General features: G+C 61.0%; 12 protein-coding genes. 5 read left to right on the top strand and 7 right to left on the bottom strand.

Annotation, left to right across the window (positions count from 1 at the left end; translation table 11 throughout):
* Positions 1–4: 4 nt before the first annotated feature.
* From Q668_RS15710 to Q668_RS15695, 4 genes are all read right to left on the bottom strand, one after another.
* Positions 5–3,235, bottom strand: a complete 3,231-nt coding sequence (locus tag Q668_RS15710) for an efflux RND transporter permease subunit (RefSeq protein WP_036220291.1) — start codon at positions 3,233–3,235, stop codon at positions 5–7.
* 5 nt (positions 3,236–3,240) lie between these two features.
* Positions 3,241–4,296, bottom strand: a complete 1,056-nt coding sequence (locus tag Q668_RS15705) for an efflux RND transporter periplasmic adaptor subunit (RefSeq protein WP_022990589.1) — start codon at positions 4,294–4,296, stop codon at positions 3,241–3,243.
* A gap of 63 nt (positions 4,297–4,359) precedes the next feature.
* Complete coding sequence (locus Q668_RS15700) at positions 4,360–5,991, bottom strand: BCCT family transporter (protein WP_022990588.1); 1,632 nt, start codon at positions 5,989–5,991, stop codon at positions 4,360–4,362.
* Between the two features lie 154 nt (positions 5,992–6,145).
* A complete protein-coding gene (locus Q668_RS15695) occupies positions 6,146–8,146 on the bottom strand; it encodes a TonB-dependent receptor domain-containing protein (protein WP_022990587.1) in 2,001 nt (666 codons plus the stop codon).
* A 249-nt stretch (positions 8,147–8,395) separates the two neighbouring features.
* Here Q668_RS15695 and gdhA point away from each other — a divergent pair, with 249 nt between their 5' ends.
* From gdhA to Q668_RS15670, 5 genes are all read left to right on the top strand, one after another.
* Complete coding sequence (gene gdhA, locus Q668_RS15690; RefSeq protein WP_022990586.1) at positions 8,396–9,745, top strand: NADP-specific glutamate dehydrogenase; 1,350 nt, start codon at positions 8,396–8,398, stop codon at positions 9,743–9,745.
* Between the two features lie 7 nt (positions 9,746–9,752).
* Positions 9,753–12,326, top strand: coding sequence for a PEP/pyruvate-binding domain-containing protein (locus Q668_RS15685; RefSeq protein ID WP_022990585.1), 2,574 nt, complete (start codon positions 9,753–9,755; stop codon positions 12,324–12,326).
* Positions 12,327–12,389: 63 nt separating this feature from the next.
* Positions 12,390–13,664, top strand: a complete 1,275-nt coding sequence (locus Q668_RS15680; protein WP_022990584.1) for a sensor histidine kinase — start codon at positions 12,390–12,392, stop codon at positions 13,662–13,664.
* Positions 13,657–14,190, top strand: coding sequence for a response regulator transcription factor (locus Q668_RS15675; protein ID WP_022990583.1), 534 nt, complete (start codon positions 13,657–13,659; stop codon positions 14,188–14,190). Before Q668_RS15680 ends, Q668_RS15675 begins: the two co-directional genes overlap by 8 nt.
* Positions 14,191–14,440: 250 nt before the next feature.
* Positions 14,441–16,543, top strand: a complete 2,103-nt coding sequence (locus Q668_RS15670) for a GGDEF and EAL domain-containing protein (RefSeq protein WP_022990582.1) — start codon at positions 14,441–14,443, stop codon at positions 16,541–16,543.
* Here the strand turns inward: Q668_RS15670 and Q668_RS15665 are convergent.
* The 3 genes from Q668_RS15665 to Q668_RS15655 all read right to left on the bottom strand — a co-directional run bounded on the left by Q668_RS15665 (position 16,540) and on the right by Q668_RS15655 (position 19,879).
* Positions 16,540–17,199, bottom strand: coding sequence for an energy-coupling factor ABC transporter permease (locus tag Q668_RS15665; RefSeq protein ID WP_022990581.1), 660 nt, complete (start codon positions 17,197–17,199; stop codon positions 16,540–16,542). The two genes, Q668_RS15670 and Q668_RS15665, sit on opposite strands and share 4 nt — an antisense overlap.
* An 84-nt stretch (positions 17,200–17,283) precedes the next feature.
* Entirely contained in the window at positions 17,284–19,005 is a 1,722-nt protein-coding gene (locus Q668_RS15660) for a SulP family inorganic anion transporter (RefSeq protein WP_022990580.1), read from the bottom strand.
* A 7-nt stretch (positions 19,006–19,012) separates the two neighbouring features.
* Positions 19,013–19,879 carry an MBL fold metallo-hydrolase gene (locus tag Q668_RS15655; protein ID WP_022990579.1) on the bottom strand — a complete coding sequence of 289 codons (867 nt, stop codon included), beginning with the start codon at positions 19,877–19,879 and terminating at the stop codon, positions 19,013–19,015.
* Between the last annotated feature and the right edge of the window lie 154 nt (positions 19,880–20,033).

Raw genomic sequence — 20,033 nt, 5'->3', positions numbered from 1 at the left:
GGCTTCAAACCCACTTGCAGCGGGCCAGGGTGTAGTACAGCAGTGGCACCACAATCACCGTGAACAGCGTGGACATGGCCAGCCCGAACACCAGCGAAATCGCCAGGCCGTTGAAGATCGGGTCGCTGAGGATGAAGTAAGCCCCTACTACGGCAGACACCGCGGTCAGCGCAATGGGCTTGATCCGCACGGCACCGGCCAGAACCACCGCCTTCTCCAGCTCCATGCCTTCGTCCAGCAGCTGCTTGATAAACACCACCAACAGGATGGAATTACGTACGATAATCCCCGCCAGGGCGATCATGCCGATCATACTGGTGGCGGTGAATTCCTTACCCAGAAGGGCATGGCCGGGCATGATGCCGATCATGGTCAGCGGAATCGGCGCCATAATCACCAGCGGCAGGATGTAGGAGCGGAACTGGGCCACCAGCAATACGAAGATCATGAACACACCCACGCTGTAGGCAGCGCCCATATCCCGGAAGGTTTCGTAGGTGATCTGCCACTCGCCATCCCATTTCAGGGTGCCTTTTTCCGGCAGCGGCGGTTGCTGGATAAAGAACTGCTCCGGTGCCTGCTCCTGCTCGTTCAACAGGCTGACCATCCGGAACATGCCGTATAGCGGTGAATCAATCTCGCCGGCCATATCTGCCGTCACGTAGGTCACCGGCAGCAAGTCCTTGTGATAGATAGCGCCCATCCAGTCCGCTTCCCGCACCTCGGCGACACTGGCCAGCGGCACCAGCTCGCCACTGCGGCTGCGCACCTTGATGGACAACAGGGCAGACGGCTGGGCCTTGTCGGCCTCAGGCAAAATCACCCTGATTGGCACCGGGTACTTGGCCTGTTCATCGTGCAGGTAACTGACATTCACGCCGCCCAGTGTCGTCTGCAGGGTGGCCACCACCTGGGCCTGGGACACACCCAGCCGGGCCGCCCGGGCCCGGTCTACCACCACTTCCCATTGCCGGGTGGGTGCTTCCAGGGTGGTGTCGATATCCACCAACCCCTCAATGTTTGCCATATCACCGGCAATCAGCCTGGCTAGCTCGGCTCTGCGGAAAGCATCAGCAGCGTAGACTTCCGCCACCAATGGCGACATCACTGGCGGCCCCGGCGGCACCTCCACCATTTTCACTTTGGCGCCGTACCGGTCAGCAATCTCGGTCAGCGGGCCACGAAGGGCCTGGGTGATGTCATGGGAGGGGCGGCTGCGCGCCTCCGCACTGGCCAGGTTGACCTGGATATCACCCTGGTAGGGCTCGCTGCGCAGATAATATTGGCGCACCAGGCCGTTGAAATTGATCGGTGAAGCGGTACCGGCATAGGCCTGCCAGTTATCCACTTCGTCCACGGTTTCCAGGTAATGGCCCATTTCGGTCAGCACCCGCTGGGTTTGCTCCATGGGTGTGCGCTCGGGCATATCCACCACCACCTGCAATTCCGACTTGTTGTCGAAAGGCAGCATTTTCAGGATCACCGCCTGGAATACCGGCAAAGAGGCCGCGCCCAGAGTGAGCAGGACCACCCCAAGCGCCAGCAAACGCCGGCGCCAGGCGTGTTCACCCAAAAACGGCCCCAGCACCGTGTTGAAAATTTTCAGGGACACCGGGCTGACGCCATCGGCAGAGCTGCCGGAATCGCCACCCTCTTCCAGGGCCTCGCCTTTCTTGTGCTTGAGCAGCCGGAAGGCCAGCCAGGGCGCCACCACAAACGCCACAACCTGGGACACCACCATACCGGCCGATGCGTTGATCGGAATCGGGCTCATGTAGGGGCCCATCAGCCCGGAGACAAACGCCATGGGCAGCAGGGCCGCCATGATGGTCAGGCTGGCCATGATGGTGGGTGTACCCACTTCATCCACTGCCACCGGGATAATGTCTTTTATGGCCCGACGGCTGTTCTGGATGCGGCGGTTAATGTTCTCGGTAATGACAATGCCGTCGTCCACCAGGATCCCGATAGAAAAGATCAGCGCGAACAGCGAGACACGGTTGAGGGTGAAGCCCCAGGCCCAGGAAAACACCAGGGTCAGCAGCAGGGTGATCAGCACCGAAATACCGACGATCAGCGCCTGGCGCCAGCCCATAAAGGCGAGCACCAGCAGCATCACCGCCAGGGTGGCGGAGACCAGGTCGGAAATCAGCTTCTGCGCCTTGTCAGACGCGGTCACTCCGTAGTCACGGGTAACCAGCACCTCCACGTCGGCCGGCAGTGCCCGGTTGCGCAGCTGGTCCAGGCGCTGTTCGATCGCGGTAGTGATATCGATGGCGTTTTCACCCGGTTTCTTGGCAATCGCGAGGGTGACCGCAGGGTAGACATCGCCGGCCTTCCCTGCCCGTTCATCCCCATGGGCCGGTCCGAAGCCCGCCAGCACGCTCTGGTCGGGTACGGTACTGCCGCGACGAACCTCCGCCACATCATCCAGGTACACAGCCGCGCCCTGGTGCATCCCCACCACCAGGCGCTTTACGTCTTCGAGGGACTGCAACAGGGTACCGGCCTGCACCGGTATCGAGAGATTATCCCGGGTTACCCGGGCTTCCTGGCTGGAGGCGTTGGCAGACTGCAGGGCACTTTCGATATCCGCCGTGGTCAGGCCGAAACCGGCCAGCAGAGCCGGATCAAATACGATATCCACCCGGTCGGGCACGCCGCCCACTGTGTAGATATCCCGGGTACCGGGTACCCGCTTCAGGGCCACTTCCAGCATATGGGCCAGGCGGGTAAGTTCTTCCCCGCTGTGGGTGCCGGTGGGGTCATACAGTGTCAAGGTCATCACCGGTACATCATCAATGCCCTGGGGTTTTATGACCGGCTGGGAGGCGCCGAGATTCTGCGGCAACCAGTCCTGGTTCGAATACACCTGGTTGTACAGCCGAACCAGGGCGTCCTGGCGGGCGATGCCCACCTCGAACTGCACGGTGATCACCGCCTGGCCCTGACGGGACACGGAATACACGTGCTTCACGCCCTTGATTTCGCTCATTACCTGCTCGGCAGGTGTGGCAATGGCGCTTTCAACCTCCCGGGTGCTGGCACCGGGCATGGCCACCATGATGTCCGCCATGGTGACATCAATCTGAGGTTCTTCTTCCTTGGGTGTCACCACGACAGACAGGACACCAAGAATAATCGCAAGGATCGCCAGCAGCGGCGTCAGGTGGTTGTTCTGGAATACCCGGGCAATGGCTCCGGACGGGCCGACCGGCGGCAGGTTATCACTCACAGCCATTACTCCCCTTCAGCCCGGGCGTTTTCAGACAGGCTCAAGCGTTCGCTGCCCACCAGCTCATCCGGATTGGTCACCACCCGTTCGCCTTCCGAAAGCCCGGCCAGCACCTCCAGCCGGTCGTTCTCGCGAACACCCAGGCGGACCTGGCGCAGACGGGGCTGATCCTGGCTGTCCAGCACAAACACGGCCCGCAGTTCGCTGCGCTGAATCAGCGCGCTGGCCGGTACCCACAGGGCCTCCCGGCTGGCTACCGGCACACTGACCTTCACCAGCATGCCCGGGAACAGGCTGCCATTGGGCTCATTCAGGCGCAGCCGCAGGCGAAAGGTGTGGGTTTCCGGATTGGCGTAGGGATAGAACGTCAGCTCGCCGGTTTCCAGCACCCGGCCGTCGGCCAGGGTAACGGTAGCCTGGCGTTCGCTGCGGGCCAGATCTGCGTACTTCTGGGGCAGGTCAACCACGACCCGAAGTTGCTCCAGCGACAGGCCGCTGAGCAGCGGCTGGCCCGGGTTCACCGACTCGCCCAATTCCACATGGCGCTCGGTCAGGATTCCGCCATAAGGGGCAATAATGCGGGTGTAGTCCAGTTGTTTCTGCGCTTCTGCCACAGAGGCTTCCGCCCGCTCCACCCGGGCCCTGGCCGCACTGAGGTTGTTCCTGGCCTGGTCAAACTCTTGCCGCGACACCAGGCCCCGCTCATGGATGGCTTCTATGCGGGTGTACTGCTGCCGGGCATCCTGCAAACCGGAGCGGGCTTCTCCAAGGCCGGCTTCCGCCTGCCGAAGGCGCGACTGCTGCTCGCTGTCTTCAAGGCGCACGATCAGGTCTCCGGCTGCTACCGAATCGTCCACATCAAACGGCAGCTCGACCACCGTACCGCTGGTCTGGGCCGACACCGTGCTTTGCTGAACCGCTTCGATCAGCCCGTCAAGGTGTACGGTTTCATTGAACGGCGCCCGGGTTACCGGCGTGGCCTGGAGATCCTGTGCCGGAGCTGCGATGGGAAAGAGTAACCAGGGTGCCAGCATCCATCCGATCAACGCGCGCTTAGCCATCAACTTATTCCTTTTTGGTATTTGCTAATAACCGAATTCTAGCACCCTTTTCACCCGATGAAATCAGGCCCGGGGGTTATTTTCCGGCTGTTCCGGCGGAGCCTCTGAGCCGCCCTCTTCGGCCGGTTCCCAGCCTTTGTCACCCAGGTCGTCACTTTCCGCCAGCAACCGCAGCAGGCGCTCCCGGGTCATGGCCTCGTGCAGCTCGATCTGGCGCTGTTCGTTACGCAGGGATTTCAGCAGTGCCGTTGCCATGAAGATCATCAGCATCATGAACGGAAAGGCTGCCAGTATGGAGATGGTCTGCAACGCCTCCAGCCCGCCACTGAGCAACAGTACACCGGCCACAGACACCTGCACTATGCCCCAGGTCAAGCGGGACCAGCGTTTCGGGTTGAGCACCCCCTTGCTGGTGAACATCCCCAATACAAAGGTAGCCGAGTTAGCGGAAGTAATAACAAACAAAACGATCAGCACCAGCATCAGCCCGCCCAGAATGGCGGTACCCGGCAGGTATTCCAGGGTGGCAAACAAGGCCGAACTCATTTCCGTGGTCACCGCCTCGCCCAGCGCCGCGCCCTCGAACAGTTCGAAATACAGCGCCGAACCGCCAAAGGTGGAGAACCAGACAATACTCAGCAGCACCGGCATGCCGATCACCCCGAACACAAACTCTCGGATGGTGCGGCCGCGGGAAATCCGGGCAATAAAGCTGCCCACAAACGGCGCCCACGACAGCCCCCAGGCCCAGTAGAAAATGGTCCAGCGCTCTACCCAGTCGTCGCCGGTGTAAGGCGTCATCACCAGGCTCATGCCCACCATGTTGGAAAAATAATCCCCGATGGCATTGGTCATGGCCGCCGTAATGAAATCGGTGGGCCCGAAGAAAAACACAAACACCAGCAAACCCGCCGCCAGCACCATGTTGGCATCACTCACGTAGCGGATACCGCTTTCCAGCGGCGCCAGCGAACACAGCAGAAATACCGCGGCCACTCCCACCAGGATGAACAGCTGCTGACTCACCCCGAATGCCGTGCCGGCCACCGCTCCCAGGCCACTGTTGATCTGGATAACCCCCAGCCCGAGCGTGGTGGCAACCCCGAACACCGTGGAGACCACCGCCAGGATATTGATGGCATGGCCGGCACCGGAATCCACACGGTCGCCCATGGTGGAGCGGAAGGCCTCACTGATCAGGCCGGGGCGCTGCAGCCGGAAACGCACATAGGCAATGGCCAGCCCTACCAGCGCGAAATTGGCCCATTGGTGAAAGCCCCAGTGAAACAGCGAATAGCGCATGGCCATACTGGCCGCCTGCGGGCTTTCCGGTTCAGCGGAACCAAACGGCGGCGAAACAAAGTGGCTCATGGGCTCGGCCACCGCCCAGAACACCAGCCCCACCCCCATACCGGCGGAAAAGATCATGCCCAGCCAGGTCAGGTAGGAGAACTCCGGCGCCTCGCCGTCGGCCCCCAGTCGTATCCGGCCGTAGTCACTGCCGGCAATCGCTATGCAGAACACCAGGAAACCCGAGGTGGCAAACAGGTACAACCAGCCAAAGTGCAGGGTGGTGAACTCCAGGGCCTTGTGGGCATAGAAGGACAACTGGTCTGGCATCAGCCCGCCGGCCACCACAAAGACCGCCAGCAGAACAAATGAACTGTAGAAAACCCAACCGGGACGATGACTCATAACCACCCTTTTACCTGATCTTGCTGAATTGATAGCGTCCCATTCTAGCCCCCCTGCAGAAAGGCACAAAAAAACCCCGGACAGACTCAACATCTGCCCGGGGTATAAATGTCACCCGCCGGCTATGAGAAGCGGGTAACCGCCATAATCGTCTTTACCACCGGGCCGTGAGTGCTGCGCGCACGGTACGGCCCGGTTCGTTGACCTTGAAAAACTCCTCGCCCAGAGCATCCGCTTTGCTCACGTGGGATGCCCAGGTCTTGTCGAACACGTTATCGACCGCCCAGGTCAGGCTCAGGTTGGCCATAAGCGGATGGGTACCGGACAGGTTGAAGACGCCGTAACCCGGTGAGGTGCTGGGATCAAGGCCAGACTCCAGGTCTACCCGATCCTGCCGGCGCGCCAGTTGCCATTCAGCTTCCAGGGTGTGACCCTGATGATGCCAGCCAAGGGTCTGGATAAACTGAATCGGCGGAATCCGCGGCAGCGCCTTGTCGGCATCCCGGTTTTCACCCCTTACAGACGCCAGCTTGCTGTTCGTGCTCCAGGTACCGTTGCTCCAGCCCAGCTGGCCTTCGACACCCAGCAAGCGGGCATCAATGTTGTAGTAGCGGTCCTGGGAACGCAGAACATAGTCGTCCACCTGGTCTACCCAGACCGCCGGACGCCAGTTCCAGTTGCCTTCCCGGCCCGACAGGCTGATTTCCAGCTTGTTGTGTTTCTCGGTGTCCAGGCCCGGGTTACCCACCCAACCGAGCATTTTGTTGACGTAGCGTTCGGTCACTCCAGGGCTGCGCACACTGTGGCTGGCCACGACATCCAGGCTACGGTTCGGCGCGTAACGCCACTCACCACTGACAAAGCCACTGACGTTGTCATCATTGGCATCGGTGCTGGTGGTGCCATATACCTGCTCGTAAGCCTTGGCCGCACTCATCGACACCATGGTTCCATCTGGCTTTTTAAGCATGTAGGTCTGGTCAGCCTTGGTGGCCTGCATCTCTACACGGTCGTAACGAATACCGGCACCCAACCGGGTGTTCATGCGGATCTGGTGGAAGGCTTCAACAAACACACCCACCCGATCTCTCTCAACGCCCGGCCACATGTAAGAGGCCACAACGTCTTTATCCACGTTGTTCAGGGCGGCATCCCAGTCGTTGCTTTCCACATCGACACCGATAGCAATGTCTTTGGTGTAGTTGATGGTCTGATCCAGCACCAGTCGCACGCCTTGAGTACTCGTCTCCGAGGCGGTCAACATTTTCATGGGAGCCGTTTGCTCACGCAGACTGAAGTTATCCATCACATGGTCAACGTCCGCCTGCCAGGCCATCAGGTTCCAGCCGCCGTTGGCAATGGGCGCACCCAGCTCCATTCGGTACAGGTCGGTGTCGGTTTTCGGCGCGTCCATACCACGGCCCGGGAAGCTGACATCCCGCTCTTCCTGGCGGCTGACCATGCCTTTGATGTAGAAACCGTTATCAGCTGTCCAGGCGCCATCCACCCGGCCTTCGGTGTTTTCGTAGGAGCTGCGGACTTCGTTACCGTCGCCGTCTTCGTAGTCGTCCGCTTCGTCGTAGCCGCCGGCCAATCGAATGAAGGCATCCTTGCTACCGGCCGCTACGCTGCCGTTCACCAGCTTGCCTTCGCCATTGTCGGCGCCGCCCAGGGTCAGGTGGCCGGTTGTGCGGTTGTCATCCGCAAATTCCGGAGCTGCAGTGGTGGCCACCACCTGGCCGCCGGCAATCGGACCCCAGCGCAGGGTGCGGTTGCTGGTGCGCACTTCCAGCACCGGCGCCAGCGCCGTACTCAGACGGCTGGTGGGCGGGTCCATCCGGCTCGGGCAGGCGCCCTCCACCCGCATGCCGTCCAGCAATACCTCAACCCGCTCCTCGTTCTGGCCACGGATTACCGGGTCCAGGCCACGGCCACCCATACGGGACAGCGACACAGACGCATCAGACGACAACCGTTGTACCGGCTCGGTCTGGATAGCTGCCGCAGAAAGCCTGGCCGCTTCGGCGGACTGGCCTTCGGTTACCCTGATGACCACCGGGTTTTCAGCTTCGGACTGGGCATTGGCAAGGGGAGCGACGGCATAGCCGGCCATCACAAGGCTGATACAGCGAGCCAGGCGGGTTTGTCTCAACATCGGTTGGCGGTCCTTGGATCGTTTTAGTTGGTTGCATGACTAATGATCCGGAATTGTAAGACCCTTCCTTAAGCCTGGCTTGAGACACAATGCCGCACCTCTTTGGGGGTATCTCCGATAGGTGCAGAAGCACATTGTTTCGCCCTGCACTTGCAAAACTACCGTCAGATGTGGTGAAATCTCGTCCCTTTTTTTGGGTGGTCGCAAATTCTTGCGACTTTCAATACGCGAATTCCGAGGGCTTATCCCATGACAGCAAAACTCGACGAAAAGCTGGAACCGATTTACCAGGACGTTCTGCACCGCAATCCCGGTGAGAAAGAGTTCCACCAGGCAGTTCATGAAGTGCTGGAAACTCTGGGGCCCGTACTGGTCAAGTATCCCGAGTTCGCCGACAAGAAGATCATCCAGCGCATCTGCGAACCAGAGCGCCAGATCATCTTCCGTGTACCCTGGCAGGACGACAGTGGCGAGATCCACATCAACCGTGCCTTCCGCGTTGAGTTCAACAGCGCCTTGGGCCCCTACAAGGGCGGCATGCGTTTCCACCCGTCCGTTTACCTGGGCATCATCAAGTTCCTGGGCTTCGAGCAGATCTTCAAGAACGCCCTGACCGGCCTGCCCATCGGCGGCGGTAAAGGCGGCAGCGACTTCGATCCGAAGGGCAAGTCCGACGACGAAATCATGCGTTTCTGCCAGAGCCTGATGACCGAACTGTACCGTCACCTGGGCGAGTACACAGACGTTCCTGCCGGCGACATCGGCGTGGGCGGCCGCGAGATTGGCTACCTGTTCGGCCAGTACAAGCGCATCACCAACCGTTACGAATCCGGCGTGTTCACCGGCAAGGGCCTGGACTGGGGCGGCAGCCGTGCCCGTACCGAAGCCACCGGCTACGGCACTGTATTCTTCACCCACGAAATGCTGAAAGCCCGTGGTGACTCCCTGGAAGGCAAGACTGTCGTGGTTTCCGGCTCCGGTAACGTGGCCATCTACGCCATCGACAAGTGCCACGAGCTGGGCGCCAAGGTCATTGCCTGCTCCGACTCCCAGGGCATGATCGTGGACGAGAACGGCATCAACCTGCAGACCCTCAAGCGTATCAAGGAAGTTGAGCGTCGTCGCATCAGTGCCTACACCGAGTTCCACAAAGACGCCAAGTACGTGGAAGACGGCAACATCTGGAGCGTTCCGTGTGACGTGGCCCTGCCTTGCGCCACCCAGAACGAGCTCAACGGCAGCGATGCCAAGACCCTGGTCGAAAACGGCTGTATCGCCGTGGCTGAAGGCGCCAACATGCCGACCACCCCGGAAGGCATCATCATCTTCCAGGACGCCAAGATCGCCTACGGCCCGGGCAAGGCAGCCAACGCCGGTGGTGTTGCCACCTCTGCGCTGGAAATGCAGCAGAACGCCAGCCGTGACTCCTGGACCTTCGATTACACCCAGAAGCGCCTTGAGGAAATCATGATTGATATCCACAAGAACTGCTACGAGACCGCGGCCGAGTTCGGCGCCGAAGGTAACTACGTACTGGGTGCCAACATCAATGGCTTCCTGCGGGTTGCCAAGGCCATGAACGCCATGGGCGTTATCTGATCCTGCCATGAACGGCGAAGAACCTCGCCAGTCCGAAGACCGGGTATCTACCGGTCTGGCCGGACTGGACGAGGTTCTGGATTACCTCAGAATCGGCGATAACGTTGTCTGGCGGGTCTCCCACCTTGATGACTATCGCCGATTCGTCCTTCCCTTCGTTGATGCCGCCGCCGATGCCGGCCGGCAGATTCTCTACCTCCGGTTTGGCGACCATCCGCCAATCATTGAAAACCACCCTGCCGTTCGCACGATCGAAATCGACGCCCTTGGCGGGTTTGAAAGCTTCACCAGCCGGGTCTGGCACCTGATCGAGCAACACGGTCGCGGCGCGTTCTATGTCTGTGACAGCCTGAGCGAGTTGCTCAATGCCTGGGCCACCGACGCCATGGTGGGTAATTTCTTCCGGGTGGTGTGTCCGTTTCTGTTCGAGCTGGACACCGTTGCCTGGTTTGCCCTTCACCCGGAGCGCCACTCCCGGATGACCCTGGACAGAATCCGCCAGACCACCCAGGTAATGCTGGACGTTCGCCGCCATGGCGACAATGTGCAGGTACAGCCAATCAAGGCCTGGCGCCGGCAATCACCCACCATGTTCCTGCCCCACCGGGAGCATAACGGCCAGTTCTGCCCGATTACCGACAGCAGCGATGCCACCCGGCTACAGGCCAGCCTGGAACAGGAAAGCCTGCACCGGCAGCCCCTTCTGGATTACTGGGACCGATTGTTCCAGGACGCCAGCCGGGCCCTGTCCGAAAACGATCCCGCCGCCATTGCCAACCTGCAGGAGCAGGTGCTGCAGGTTCTGGTCAGCCGGGACCCGCAGATACTGGAACTGGCCCGCCGTTATCTGTCGCTGGAAGACCTGCTGGCCATCCGCGGCCGGCTGGTGGGCAGCGGCTATATTGGCGGCAAGGCCACGGGCATGCTGATTGCCCGGAACATCCTGCTGAAAGACGATCCGCAACAATGGCAGGAGATGCTGGAACCCCACGACTCCAGCTATCTGGGCACCGATGCCTACTATGCCTTCCTGGTGCACAACGGCCTGTGGCCGGCGATCATGCGCCAGCGCTCCGCCACCGGTTACCTGGCAGAAGCCCCGGCCCTGCAAAACGGTATTCTGGAAGGCCGCTTTCCCGATGAAATCCGGGCCGACCTGGAGCGCCTGCTGGACCACTACGGCCAGTACCCGATCCTGGTGCGCTCATCCAGCCTGCAGGAAGACGGTTTCGGCAATGCCTTTGCGGGCAAGTACGACAGCGTATTCCTGGTCAACCAGGGCTCGCCCGAACAGCGACTGGCCGCGCTGGAAGATGCCATCCGGCAGGTGTATGCATCGTCCATGAGCACAGATGCGCTGGTGTACCGCAAACAGCTGGGCCTGGACCAGCGGGAAGAACCCATGGCACTGCTGATCCAGCGGGTAAACGGCCGGTTCCACAACCGCTATTACCTGCCGGATGCTGCCGGCGTGGGGGTGTCCCGCAACACCTTTGCCTGGGACAGCAACATGGACCCGAAAGCCGGCATGGTGCGACTGGTGATGGGCCTGGGCACCCGGGCGGTGGACCGTATTGAAGGCGACCACGCCTGCGTGATGGCACTGGACCATCCCACCCGGCAACCGTTCCGCAACCAGGACGAAAGCTTCCGGTTCTCCCAGCACCTGGTGGACCTGCTGGACCTGGAAACCGGGGGCCTCGAAACCCGGCCCCTGAGCCAGATGCTTCCATCTGCGCCAAACCTGCCCATGAACCACCTTGCCGAAATCGACCGGGACGCCACCGCCAGGGCCGAGCAGATCGGCCTTGATGGCCCGGTCTGGCGCCTAACCTTCCGGCCACTGGTGCAGGGCAGCCGGTTTATCAACCGGCTATCGAGCCTGCTGGCCACCCTGGAAGCCGGTTACCGGCATCCGGTGGATGTGGAATTTACCCTGCATCTGAATGCCGAGGGAGAGCCGTCTTTCAACCTGGTGCAATGCCGCCCCCTGGCCACCATTGGCGAAACCGGCCCGGTGCAGATTCCGGACCCGCTGCCCGAGCCCCGGCTGCTGTTCCGGACCCGGGGCCATTTCATGGGCGGCAACATCAACCTGGCCATCACAAGGGTGATCCGGGTAAACGCCGCCATCTATGCCGGCCTGAATACCAATGAGCGTTACGAGGTGGCACGGCTGGTCGGTGAAACCGTGCGGGCTTCGGCCGAACCCACGATGCTGGTCGGCCCCGGTCGCTGGGGCACCAGCAGCCCGGAACTGGGTGTTCCGGTGCGGTTTTCCGACATTGCCGGCGTGGCCGCGCTGGTGGAAGTGTCAGAAAACGCCGGCGACATGGTGCCGGACCTGTCCTACGGTTCGCATTTCTTCCAGGACCTGGTGGAAACCGGCATAGCCTATGCGGCCCTGTTCCCGGATACCGCCCACTGCCAGTACCACCCTGATCGCCTGCCACCCTGCCAGCTTTCAGGAATGGCTGGGCAAGCTGCAGAAGCCGTGGAAGTCCATCACATCACCCGGGGCCAGCTGCAACTGACCGGCGATGTGGTCAGCCAGCAACTGGTGTGTTATTTCACCGATTGACCCCTGACAAAAGGTCGCACGTTGTTCAGGTGCGCCGCAGCCGCTTGCTGCTAGAATGCCCTCATGGAATGGCTCACTCACTCTCAGACCGGTTTTCGCCAGGCTGCCCGCTACCTGCTGGGCATGCGGCTGGCCATCATCACCACGCAACTGGTGGCTATTGCCGTTGCCGAATCCGTCATCACCCTGGCGCACCGGGCCGAGGCCCTGCTGGTTTGCCTGCTGTACGGCGTGCTGGCCACCCTTGGCTGGCTCTGGTTCAACCGCAAACCGCCCGAATCCTCGGTTCCGGTCAGCCTGACCCTGGCCACGGACCTGATCCTGATCGGTCTTTGGCTGTTCTACACCGGTGGCTATACCAATCCGCTGGTGTCGGTGTTGCTGCTGCCCATTGCCGTGGCCATTATCCTGGTACCAACCCGCCAGAGTATTGCGCTAACGCTCACCGGCATTGCCGTGTACACCGCCCTGGTCATCTGGCACACCCCGGTGGTGCACGATCACCACGGTGGCGACCTGGCCCAGCTACACCTTGTCGGCATGTGGGTAACCTTTGCCCTGACCGCCGGCATTCTGCTGCTAGTGGTGGGCACCCTGACCCGTCGCCTGCGACACCAGCAAAGCCAGCTGTCCCGGTTTCGGGAAAACCGGTTGCGGGATGAGCAGGTAATCGCCCTTGGCCTCTCGGCGGCGGCGGTTGCACACCGGCTCGGCACGCCACTGAACACCATGACCTTGCTACTGGACGAAATCCGTTCCCACAGCGGCCAGGGCAACCCGGAGCTGGAAGAAGACCTGGACATGATGGGCCAGCAGGTGATGCTGTGCAGCAGCCACCTGCAGCAGCTCACCAAAACTGCCGTAGAAGCCAGGACCGCCCAACTGGAAACCCTGCCTGTACGTGAGTGGCTGGCCCGGTTGCGGGAATCCGCCACCCTGCTGTGGCCGTCCGGTCCTATCCAGTGGGCAAAGGATCATCCCGACACCCGCATTGCGGTCGACGCCACCCTCGACCAGGCCATCCTGAACCTGTTGGCCAATGCCCTGACCGCCAGCCCCCAGTGGGTAGCAGTCAGCAGTCGGCAAACCGATAACGGCCGCATAGAGATTGTGGTCGAAGACCACGGTGAAGGGCTGGAGGCCGCCCTGGCCGGGGCACCCGGCGAGGACATTGTTGATTCCAGGAACGGTCTGGGAGTTGGCCTGTTTTTGTCTAATGCCACCATCCAGCGGCTGGGCGGCAACCTGAAAGCCCGAACCGGCAACACCGGAACCACCATGGTGATCGATTTGCCGCAGACCGTGACATCCACTGCAGGAGAGCCGGAATATGTCTGAACAGGAACAGTGGCTGATTGTTGATGACGACCAGGCCTTCCTGCAGGTGCTGAGCCGCTCCCTGGCCCGGCAGGGTATCGAGGCCATCACCGCCAGCAACCACGACAGCGCCCTGGATGCGCTGGATGCCCACAACATCCGCCGCTGCGTGCTCGACCTGAACCTGGCCGGCGAGAGCGGACTGCAGTTGCTGCCGGAACTTCTCGACACCAACCCGGACCTGGACGTACTGGTGCTCACCGGCTACGGCAGCATTGCCACTGCCGTGGAGGCCATGCGCCGGGGTGCTGCCAACTACCTGTGCAAACCGGTGACCGTTCAACAGCTGATCAGTGGTTTTGAACCACTGGAAGCCCCGCCTGAATTGCGCCCGGAGCCACCCTCGGTGGAAGAAATGGAATGGGAACACATCCAGCGGGTGCTGAATGAGCACGAGGGCAACATCTCGGCGACGGCCCGGGCCCTGAACATGCATCGCCGCACCCTGCAACGGAAGCTGCAAAAACACTCCCGCTGGCGCCAATAACCCCAACGCAAGCTATTCAATCCACACGATTTTGACCGACATCAATTCCGTCAGACTAATGTGTAATGCCCGCAATTCGCGTATACGCTAGGATTGCGCGGCGCCTGACTTTTGCAATAAATGGATAATCCGCTGACTGTCACTGCGGCCATCTCGGCCTCTACGGACGGTTAAACTGATTGCGATTGCTATACTTTCCGGCGCACTCACAGGGAGGAGAGCCAACCGCCAATTACCGGATTTACCCGAGATGCCCAAAGGTCCCGAACACATCGCACCAACTGCTGATATTTCCCCGGCCCGGCTGGCACTGGTGGCCACCACCACCAGCAACATGGTGCTGATCCTGGATGGCGAGGCCCGCATCGAATGGGTAAACGGCGCGTTTGAGGCCCATACCGGTTACCCCCTGACCGATATCCGGGGCAAAAAGCCGTTTGACCTGTTACCCGGAACCGGCACCGACAAGGAAACCGTCGCCCGCATCCGGGCGCACTTCGCCAACGGCGAACCCTTCGAAGAAGACATCCTGCACTACACCGCCAGCGGCACCCCGTATTGGGTACACACCTGCAGCATGCCGATCGGCAAAGCAGAGGGCGTAGACCCGGGTTTTGTCATCATCCAGACCAATATTTCCGACCGCAAGCACGGTGAGCGGGGCCTGCGCATTGCCGCCAGCGTATTCGACCGCAGCCACGAGGCCATCCTGATCACCGACAAGCACAACCGCATCATGGATGTGAACCCGGCCTTCGCCCGCATCACCGGCTACAGCCGGGAAGAAGTGCTGGGCCTGAACCCGAACATTCTCAGCTCCGGCCGGCACTCCAAGGCCTACTACCAGTCCATGTGGCGCTCTATCGAGCAAAACGATTTCTGGCGTGGCGAGCTGTGGAACCGGCGCAAGAATGGTGAGGAATATGTGGAGTTGTTGTCGGTCAGCCGGGTTCACCTGGAGGAGCCGGGGCAATATTTCCACGTGGCGTCGTTTTCCGACATCACCGCCCTGAAAAACCATGCCCGGGACCTGGACCGGGCTGCTAACTACGATGAACTCACCGGCCTGCCCAACCGGCAGTTGCTGGTGGAACGTCTTCGCACGGCCCGCCAGCACGCCGACCGCCAGAAACGTTCGCTCTCGGTGTGTTACCTGGACATTGACGGTTTCAAAGCCATCAACGACGAATTCGGCCACGACGCCGGCGACAAGGCCCTGAAAACCGTGGCCGACCGCCTGGCCCACAGCCTGCGACGGGGCGACACCATCGCGCGGATCGGCGGCGACGAGTTTGTCATCCTGGTTCAGAGCGACAACCCGGAAATCGTCTATCAGCGACTGCTGGCGGAAGTGAGTCAGCCGATTCCGGTGGCGGATACCTTTATTACGGTCACCGCCAGCCTGGGCGCCGCCATTTATCCGGACGACAACACCGACGCCGAAGGCCTGATCCGCCACGCCGACCAGGCCATGTACGCAGCCAAGGAAAAAGGCCGTAACCAGTTCCATATTTTCGACCCCGGTGAAGACGCCTTCCGGCGCCAGCGCCGCAACCAGCTGGTGGAAATCGGCAATGCGCTGGAGCACAACGAATTCGAACTGTATTTCCAGCCCCAGGTGCGGCTGGCAGACTACCAGGTCGTGGGCTTTGAAGCCCTGATCCGCTGGAACCACCCGGCCAGGGGCCTGACCACGCCCGGGGAGTTCCTGCCTGCGGTAGAGAACAGCCACCTGGAAGTACCGCTGGGCAGCTGGGTGCTGAAAGAAGCCATCCACCAGATGAACCTGTGGAACGAGGCCGGCGAGCAGCTTGCGGTGAGCATTAACATCGGCGCACCGCACCTGATGGATCGGAGCTTTGTACACTACCTGGAAAGCTACCTGCAGAGCCACCCGGAGGTAAATCCGGAACAGATCACACTGGAAGTGCTGGAATCCACCGCCCTGGAAGACATTCAGCGCGCCGAGAACGTACTGGCAAAGTGCCAGACCCTGGGCCTCCAGGTTGCCCTGGATGATTTCGGAACCGGGTTCTCATCCCTGACGTACCTGCGCACCCTGCCGATCAACATGATCAAGATCGACCAGAGTTTCATCCGCGACATGCTGCAGGACGACAGCGACCGGGCGATTGTGGAAAGTGTGATTTTCATGGCCCAGCGCTTCGAGAAACCGACCCTGGCCGAAGGCGTGGAAACCATGGCCCAGGCCGAAGCGCTCATGGCCATGGGCTGCAACCTGGTGCAAGGCTATGCTGTGGCCCGGCCAATGCCGGCTTCCGAGGTGCTGCCCTGGCTGGCCATGTGGCGCGAGAACGCCACCTGCAAGGCCCAGCCGGAGCCGCCCCGCTAACGATACCGGCGCTGGTCCAGGGTGCTCAACCGGTCGGGATGGAACACCATCAGCCCGGTCACAAAGGCGCCGTTGATAAAGCCTTCGGGAATCATGAACAACGGCAGGTAGCGCAGGTATTCGTGCACCAGCATGTCGAAACTATAGGCTCCGCTGGTCCAGAGCAGCAAACACATCACCACCCCGGCCGCCGCCACTGACAGCCCGGCACCGAAGAACCCGCAAAAGAAGATATAAGCGAAGAAATTGCGGAAGTTACGCCGACGCTCCCACAGCATGATGCCGTGGCTCACCAGGGCCGGCACCATCACAGTGACCAGGCCGTTGGCGGCAAACATCATCAGCGGTTCGCGCCCGGTGATCACCGTAATCACCAGCGCCAGCAGGCCGGCGAGCACTGCCAGGGCCCAGCCCACCATCAGGGTAATCACAGTGATACCGAAAATATGAATGGCCAGCCCGGGCGATATCCCCGCCCTTAACTGCCAGACAAACCCCAACACCACCGCAGCGCCAAACAGCGTGTGCTGGGCCGCGTCATCGTTGCGGAAGGCCCGCCAGTCCACGGACCGGAGGGCGGCAATCAGAACCAGCACAAACAACAGGGCGGTAAACAGCCACTGGCCAGTAGAGAGCAGGTTGTCGGTCATTCCCATCGGCGGTCACCGGTTGCTGGCATGAAATACGGGGGCAGTGTTCAACATACCCCCGCGCCGGTCAATGGGATCACTACGCTCAGATCATGCGATCGCCGGCCGGTTGGTGAGTGCCTGCCAGGCCTCATAGGTGCTCAGGTACACGCCACCGCCCAGGTGCTCAAGAAACTCCGTGCCCTTGAGCCGGTCCATCACCGGGCCTTTCACCTCAGACAGGTGCAGCCTTGCGCCGGCATCGTGCAGGCGCTCATTGATGGCTTCTAGGCTTTCCAGCGCCGAGGCATCAATCAGGTTAACCGCGGGGCACACCAGCACCAGGTCTGTCAGCTCCGGCTCCCGGCTGACCAGGTCCATCACTGTTTCCTCAAGGAAACGGGCATTGGCAAAGTACAGACTCTCGTCTACCCGCAGGAAGGTTACCTTCGGGCACAGTTCCACGTCATGGCGCAACACATTGCGGAAATGCTCGGTACCCGGCACCAGGCCCACCACGGCACTGTGGGGCCGGCTGGTCCGGAACAGGAACAGCCCGATAGACAACGCCACCCCGGCGATAATCCCCGCCTCCACACTGTGGGCCAGTGTCAGCACAATCGTCGCCAGCATGGCGCCAAAATCGGTACGGGAGTACCGGAATGTACGCACCAGCGCCGGTAGGTCGATCAGTGTTGCCACCGCCACGATAATGGTTGCTGCCAGCGTCGCCTGGGGCAACCAGGCGATAGCCGGAGTCAGGAACAGGGTAGCCAGGGCAATACCTACAGCCGTGTAAGCCCCCGCAGCCGGTGTTTCCGCGCCGGCATCAAAATTGACCACCGAGCGGGAGAAGCCACCGGTTACCGGCATGCCACCGGAGAATCCGGAGCCCAGATTGGCGGTTCCCAGCCCGATCAGTTCCTGGTCCGGGTCGATGCGCTGCCTGCGCTTGGCGGCCAGGGTTTGGCCTACCGATACCGACTCCACAAAGCCCACCACACTGATCAGCAGGGCGCTTACCGCCAACTGGGACCACAGGGACGGATCCAGGCTGGGCATGGTGAAAACAGGCAAGCCAGAGGGTATGTCACCCACCAGCCTTACCCCCTGCTCATCCAGTCTCAGGGCCCAGGCCACCAGGGTGGTCACCACCACCGCCAGGATCGGTGCAGTTTTGGTAATGATGTCTGCCGCGCGCGGTGCCAGCCCCAGCCTCTTCAGCACCGGTTTCAGGTAACGGCGGGACCAGGTCAGGAACAACAATGCCCCGGTGCCCACCAGAAGGGTAGGCATATTGGTATCACCCAGAGCGCCGAACAACGATCCGACAATATCGATCAGGTTGTGCCCGGACGACTGGATACCAAACAGGTGCTTGAGCTGACTGGCCGCAATCACAATCCCCGATGCGGTAATAAATCCCGAGATTACCGGGTGGCTGAGGAAATTGGCCATAAAGCCAAGCTTCATCACCCCCATTACCGTCAGCATCAGGCCCGACATCACCGCCAGCAGAACGGCTCCGGCGAGGTATTCCGGCGTACCGGCCTCAGCCAGTGGCGCCAGAGCGGCCGCGGTCATCAACGAAGCCACGGCTACCGGCCCGACAGACAATGTCCGGCTGGTACCAAACACGGCATAGATCACCAGGGGCAGGATACTGGCATAGAGCCCGACATGGGCAGGCAGGCCTGCCAACAGGGCATAGGCCAACGACTGCGGGATCAGCATGACCGTGACGATCACAGCCGCGATCAGATCACTGGTGACCTGATCGCGGCTGTAGCGCGGCGCCCATTGCAGAATGGGCAAGTAGCGTTTCAGGTTCATACCCGGCTCAGAACCGGTTAACCGGAACTTTCAGGTACACCTGACCGTTGTCTTCCGCCGGCGGCATGTGCCCGGCCCTCATGTTCACCTGAACAGAAGGCAGAATCAGCCGGGGCATATCAAGGGTGGCGTCCCGTTCAGTACGCATCTTCACAAACTCGTCTTCCGAAATGCCCTGGTGGACATGCACATTGGCTTCACGCTGTTCAGCCACCGTGGTCATGTGGTGGTACTCATCCCGACCCGGCGCCTTGTAATCGTGGCACAGGAAAATGCGGGTCTGTTCCGGCAGCGCCAGTACCTTCTGGATCGACTGGTACAGTGTGCGGGCATCGCCACCCGGGAAATCGCAGCGGGCAGTACCGTAGTCCGGCATGAACAGGGTGTCGCCCACGAAGGCGGCATCGCCGATAACGTAGGTCAGGCACGCCGGTGTGTGGCCCGGAGTGTGCAGCACATAGCCTTCGAGGTTGCCAATGGTGAAGGTATCGCCTTCCTCAAACAGCTGGTCGAACTGGCTGCCATCGCGTGCAAATTCGGTCCCGGCATTAAAGGCCTTGCCAAAGATTTCCTGAACGTCGACGATTTTTGCGCCAATACCGGTCTTGCCACCCAGCTTTTCGTGCAGATAGGGTGCGGCTGACAGGTGGTCCGCGTGCACGTGGGTTTCCAGAATCCACTCAACCCGCAGGTCGTTATCACGCACGTACTGAATGATCTCGTCTGCGGAGCGCACGTCGGTGCGGCCGGCGGCGTAGTCGAAATCCAGCACCGAATCCAGGATGGCACAGGCCTGGCTGTCCGGATCACGCACCACGTAACTGAAGGTATTGGTGGGTTCGTCGAAGAAATGCTGAACGATAGGCTGGGTCATGGTATTCACCTTTGATGTCGCCGATATCTATGATTTGATCTAAGGATATACTGAAACGATATATAAGGTGAAATTCTGTTTTCTTATATAGGCGATAAGTGCGATGCATCACACCGGGCACCGGAACACGTTCCGGCACTCGGCAGGGTGTTTG

Source organism: Marinobacter sp. ES-1, from assembly GCF_000475255.1.
GTDB lineage: Bacteria > Pseudomonadota > Gammaproteobacteria > Pseudomonadales > Oleiphilaceae > Marinobacter > Marinobacter vinifirmus.
The sequence above is the reverse complement of the archived record's forward strand: the minus strand, read 5'-3'. Positions and strand labels throughout refer to the sequence as shown.

What these genes read in the sequence shown, in the direction of transcription:
- Q668_RS15705 (WP_022990589.1), bottom strand. Translation starts at nt 4,296, where the DNA reads ATGGCTAAGCGCGCGTTGATCGGATGGATGCTGGCACCCTGGTTACTC.
- Q668_RS15700 (WP_022990588.1), bottom strand. Translation starts at nt 5,991, where the DNA reads ATGAGTCATCGTCCCGGTTGGGTTTTCTACAGTTCATTTGTTCTGCTG.
- Q668_RS15695 (WP_022990587.1), bottom strand. Translation starts at nt 8,146, where the DNA reads ATGTTGAGACAAACCCGCCTGGCTCGCTGTATCAGCCTTGTGATGGCC.
- gdhA (WP_022990586.1), top strand. Translation starts at nt 8,396, where the DNA reads ATGACAGCAAAACTCGACGAAAAGCTGGAACCGATTTACCAGGACGTT.
- Q668_RS15685 (WP_022990585.1), top strand. Translation starts at nt 9,753, where the DNA reads ATGAACGGCGAAGAACCTCGCCAGTCCGAAGACCGGGTATCTACCGGT.
- Q668_RS15680 (WP_022990584.1), top strand. Translation starts at nt 12,390, where the DNA reads ATGGAATGGCTCACTCACTCTCAGACCGGTTTTCGCCAGGCTGCCCGC.
- Q668_RS15675 (WP_022990583.1), top strand. Translation starts at nt 13,657, where the DNA reads ATGTCTGAACAGGAACAGTGGCTGATTGTTGATGACGACCAGGCCTTC.
- Q668_RS15670 (WP_022990582.1), top strand. Translation starts at nt 14,441, where the DNA reads ATGCCCAAAGGTCCCGAACACATCGCACCAACTGCTGATATTTCCCCG.
- Q668_RS15665 (WP_022990581.1), bottom strand. Translation starts at nt 17,199, where the DNA reads ATGGGAATGACCGACAACCTGCTCTCTACTGGCCAGTGGCTGTTTACC.
- Q668_RS15660 (WP_022990580.1), bottom strand. Translation starts at nt 19,005, where the DNA reads ATGAACCTGAAACGCTACTTGCCCATTCTGCAATGGGCGCCGCGCTAC.
- Q668_RS15655 (WP_022990579.1), bottom strand. Translation starts at nt 19,879, where the DNA reads ATGACCCAGCCTATCGTTCAGCATTTCTTCGACGAACCCACCAATACC.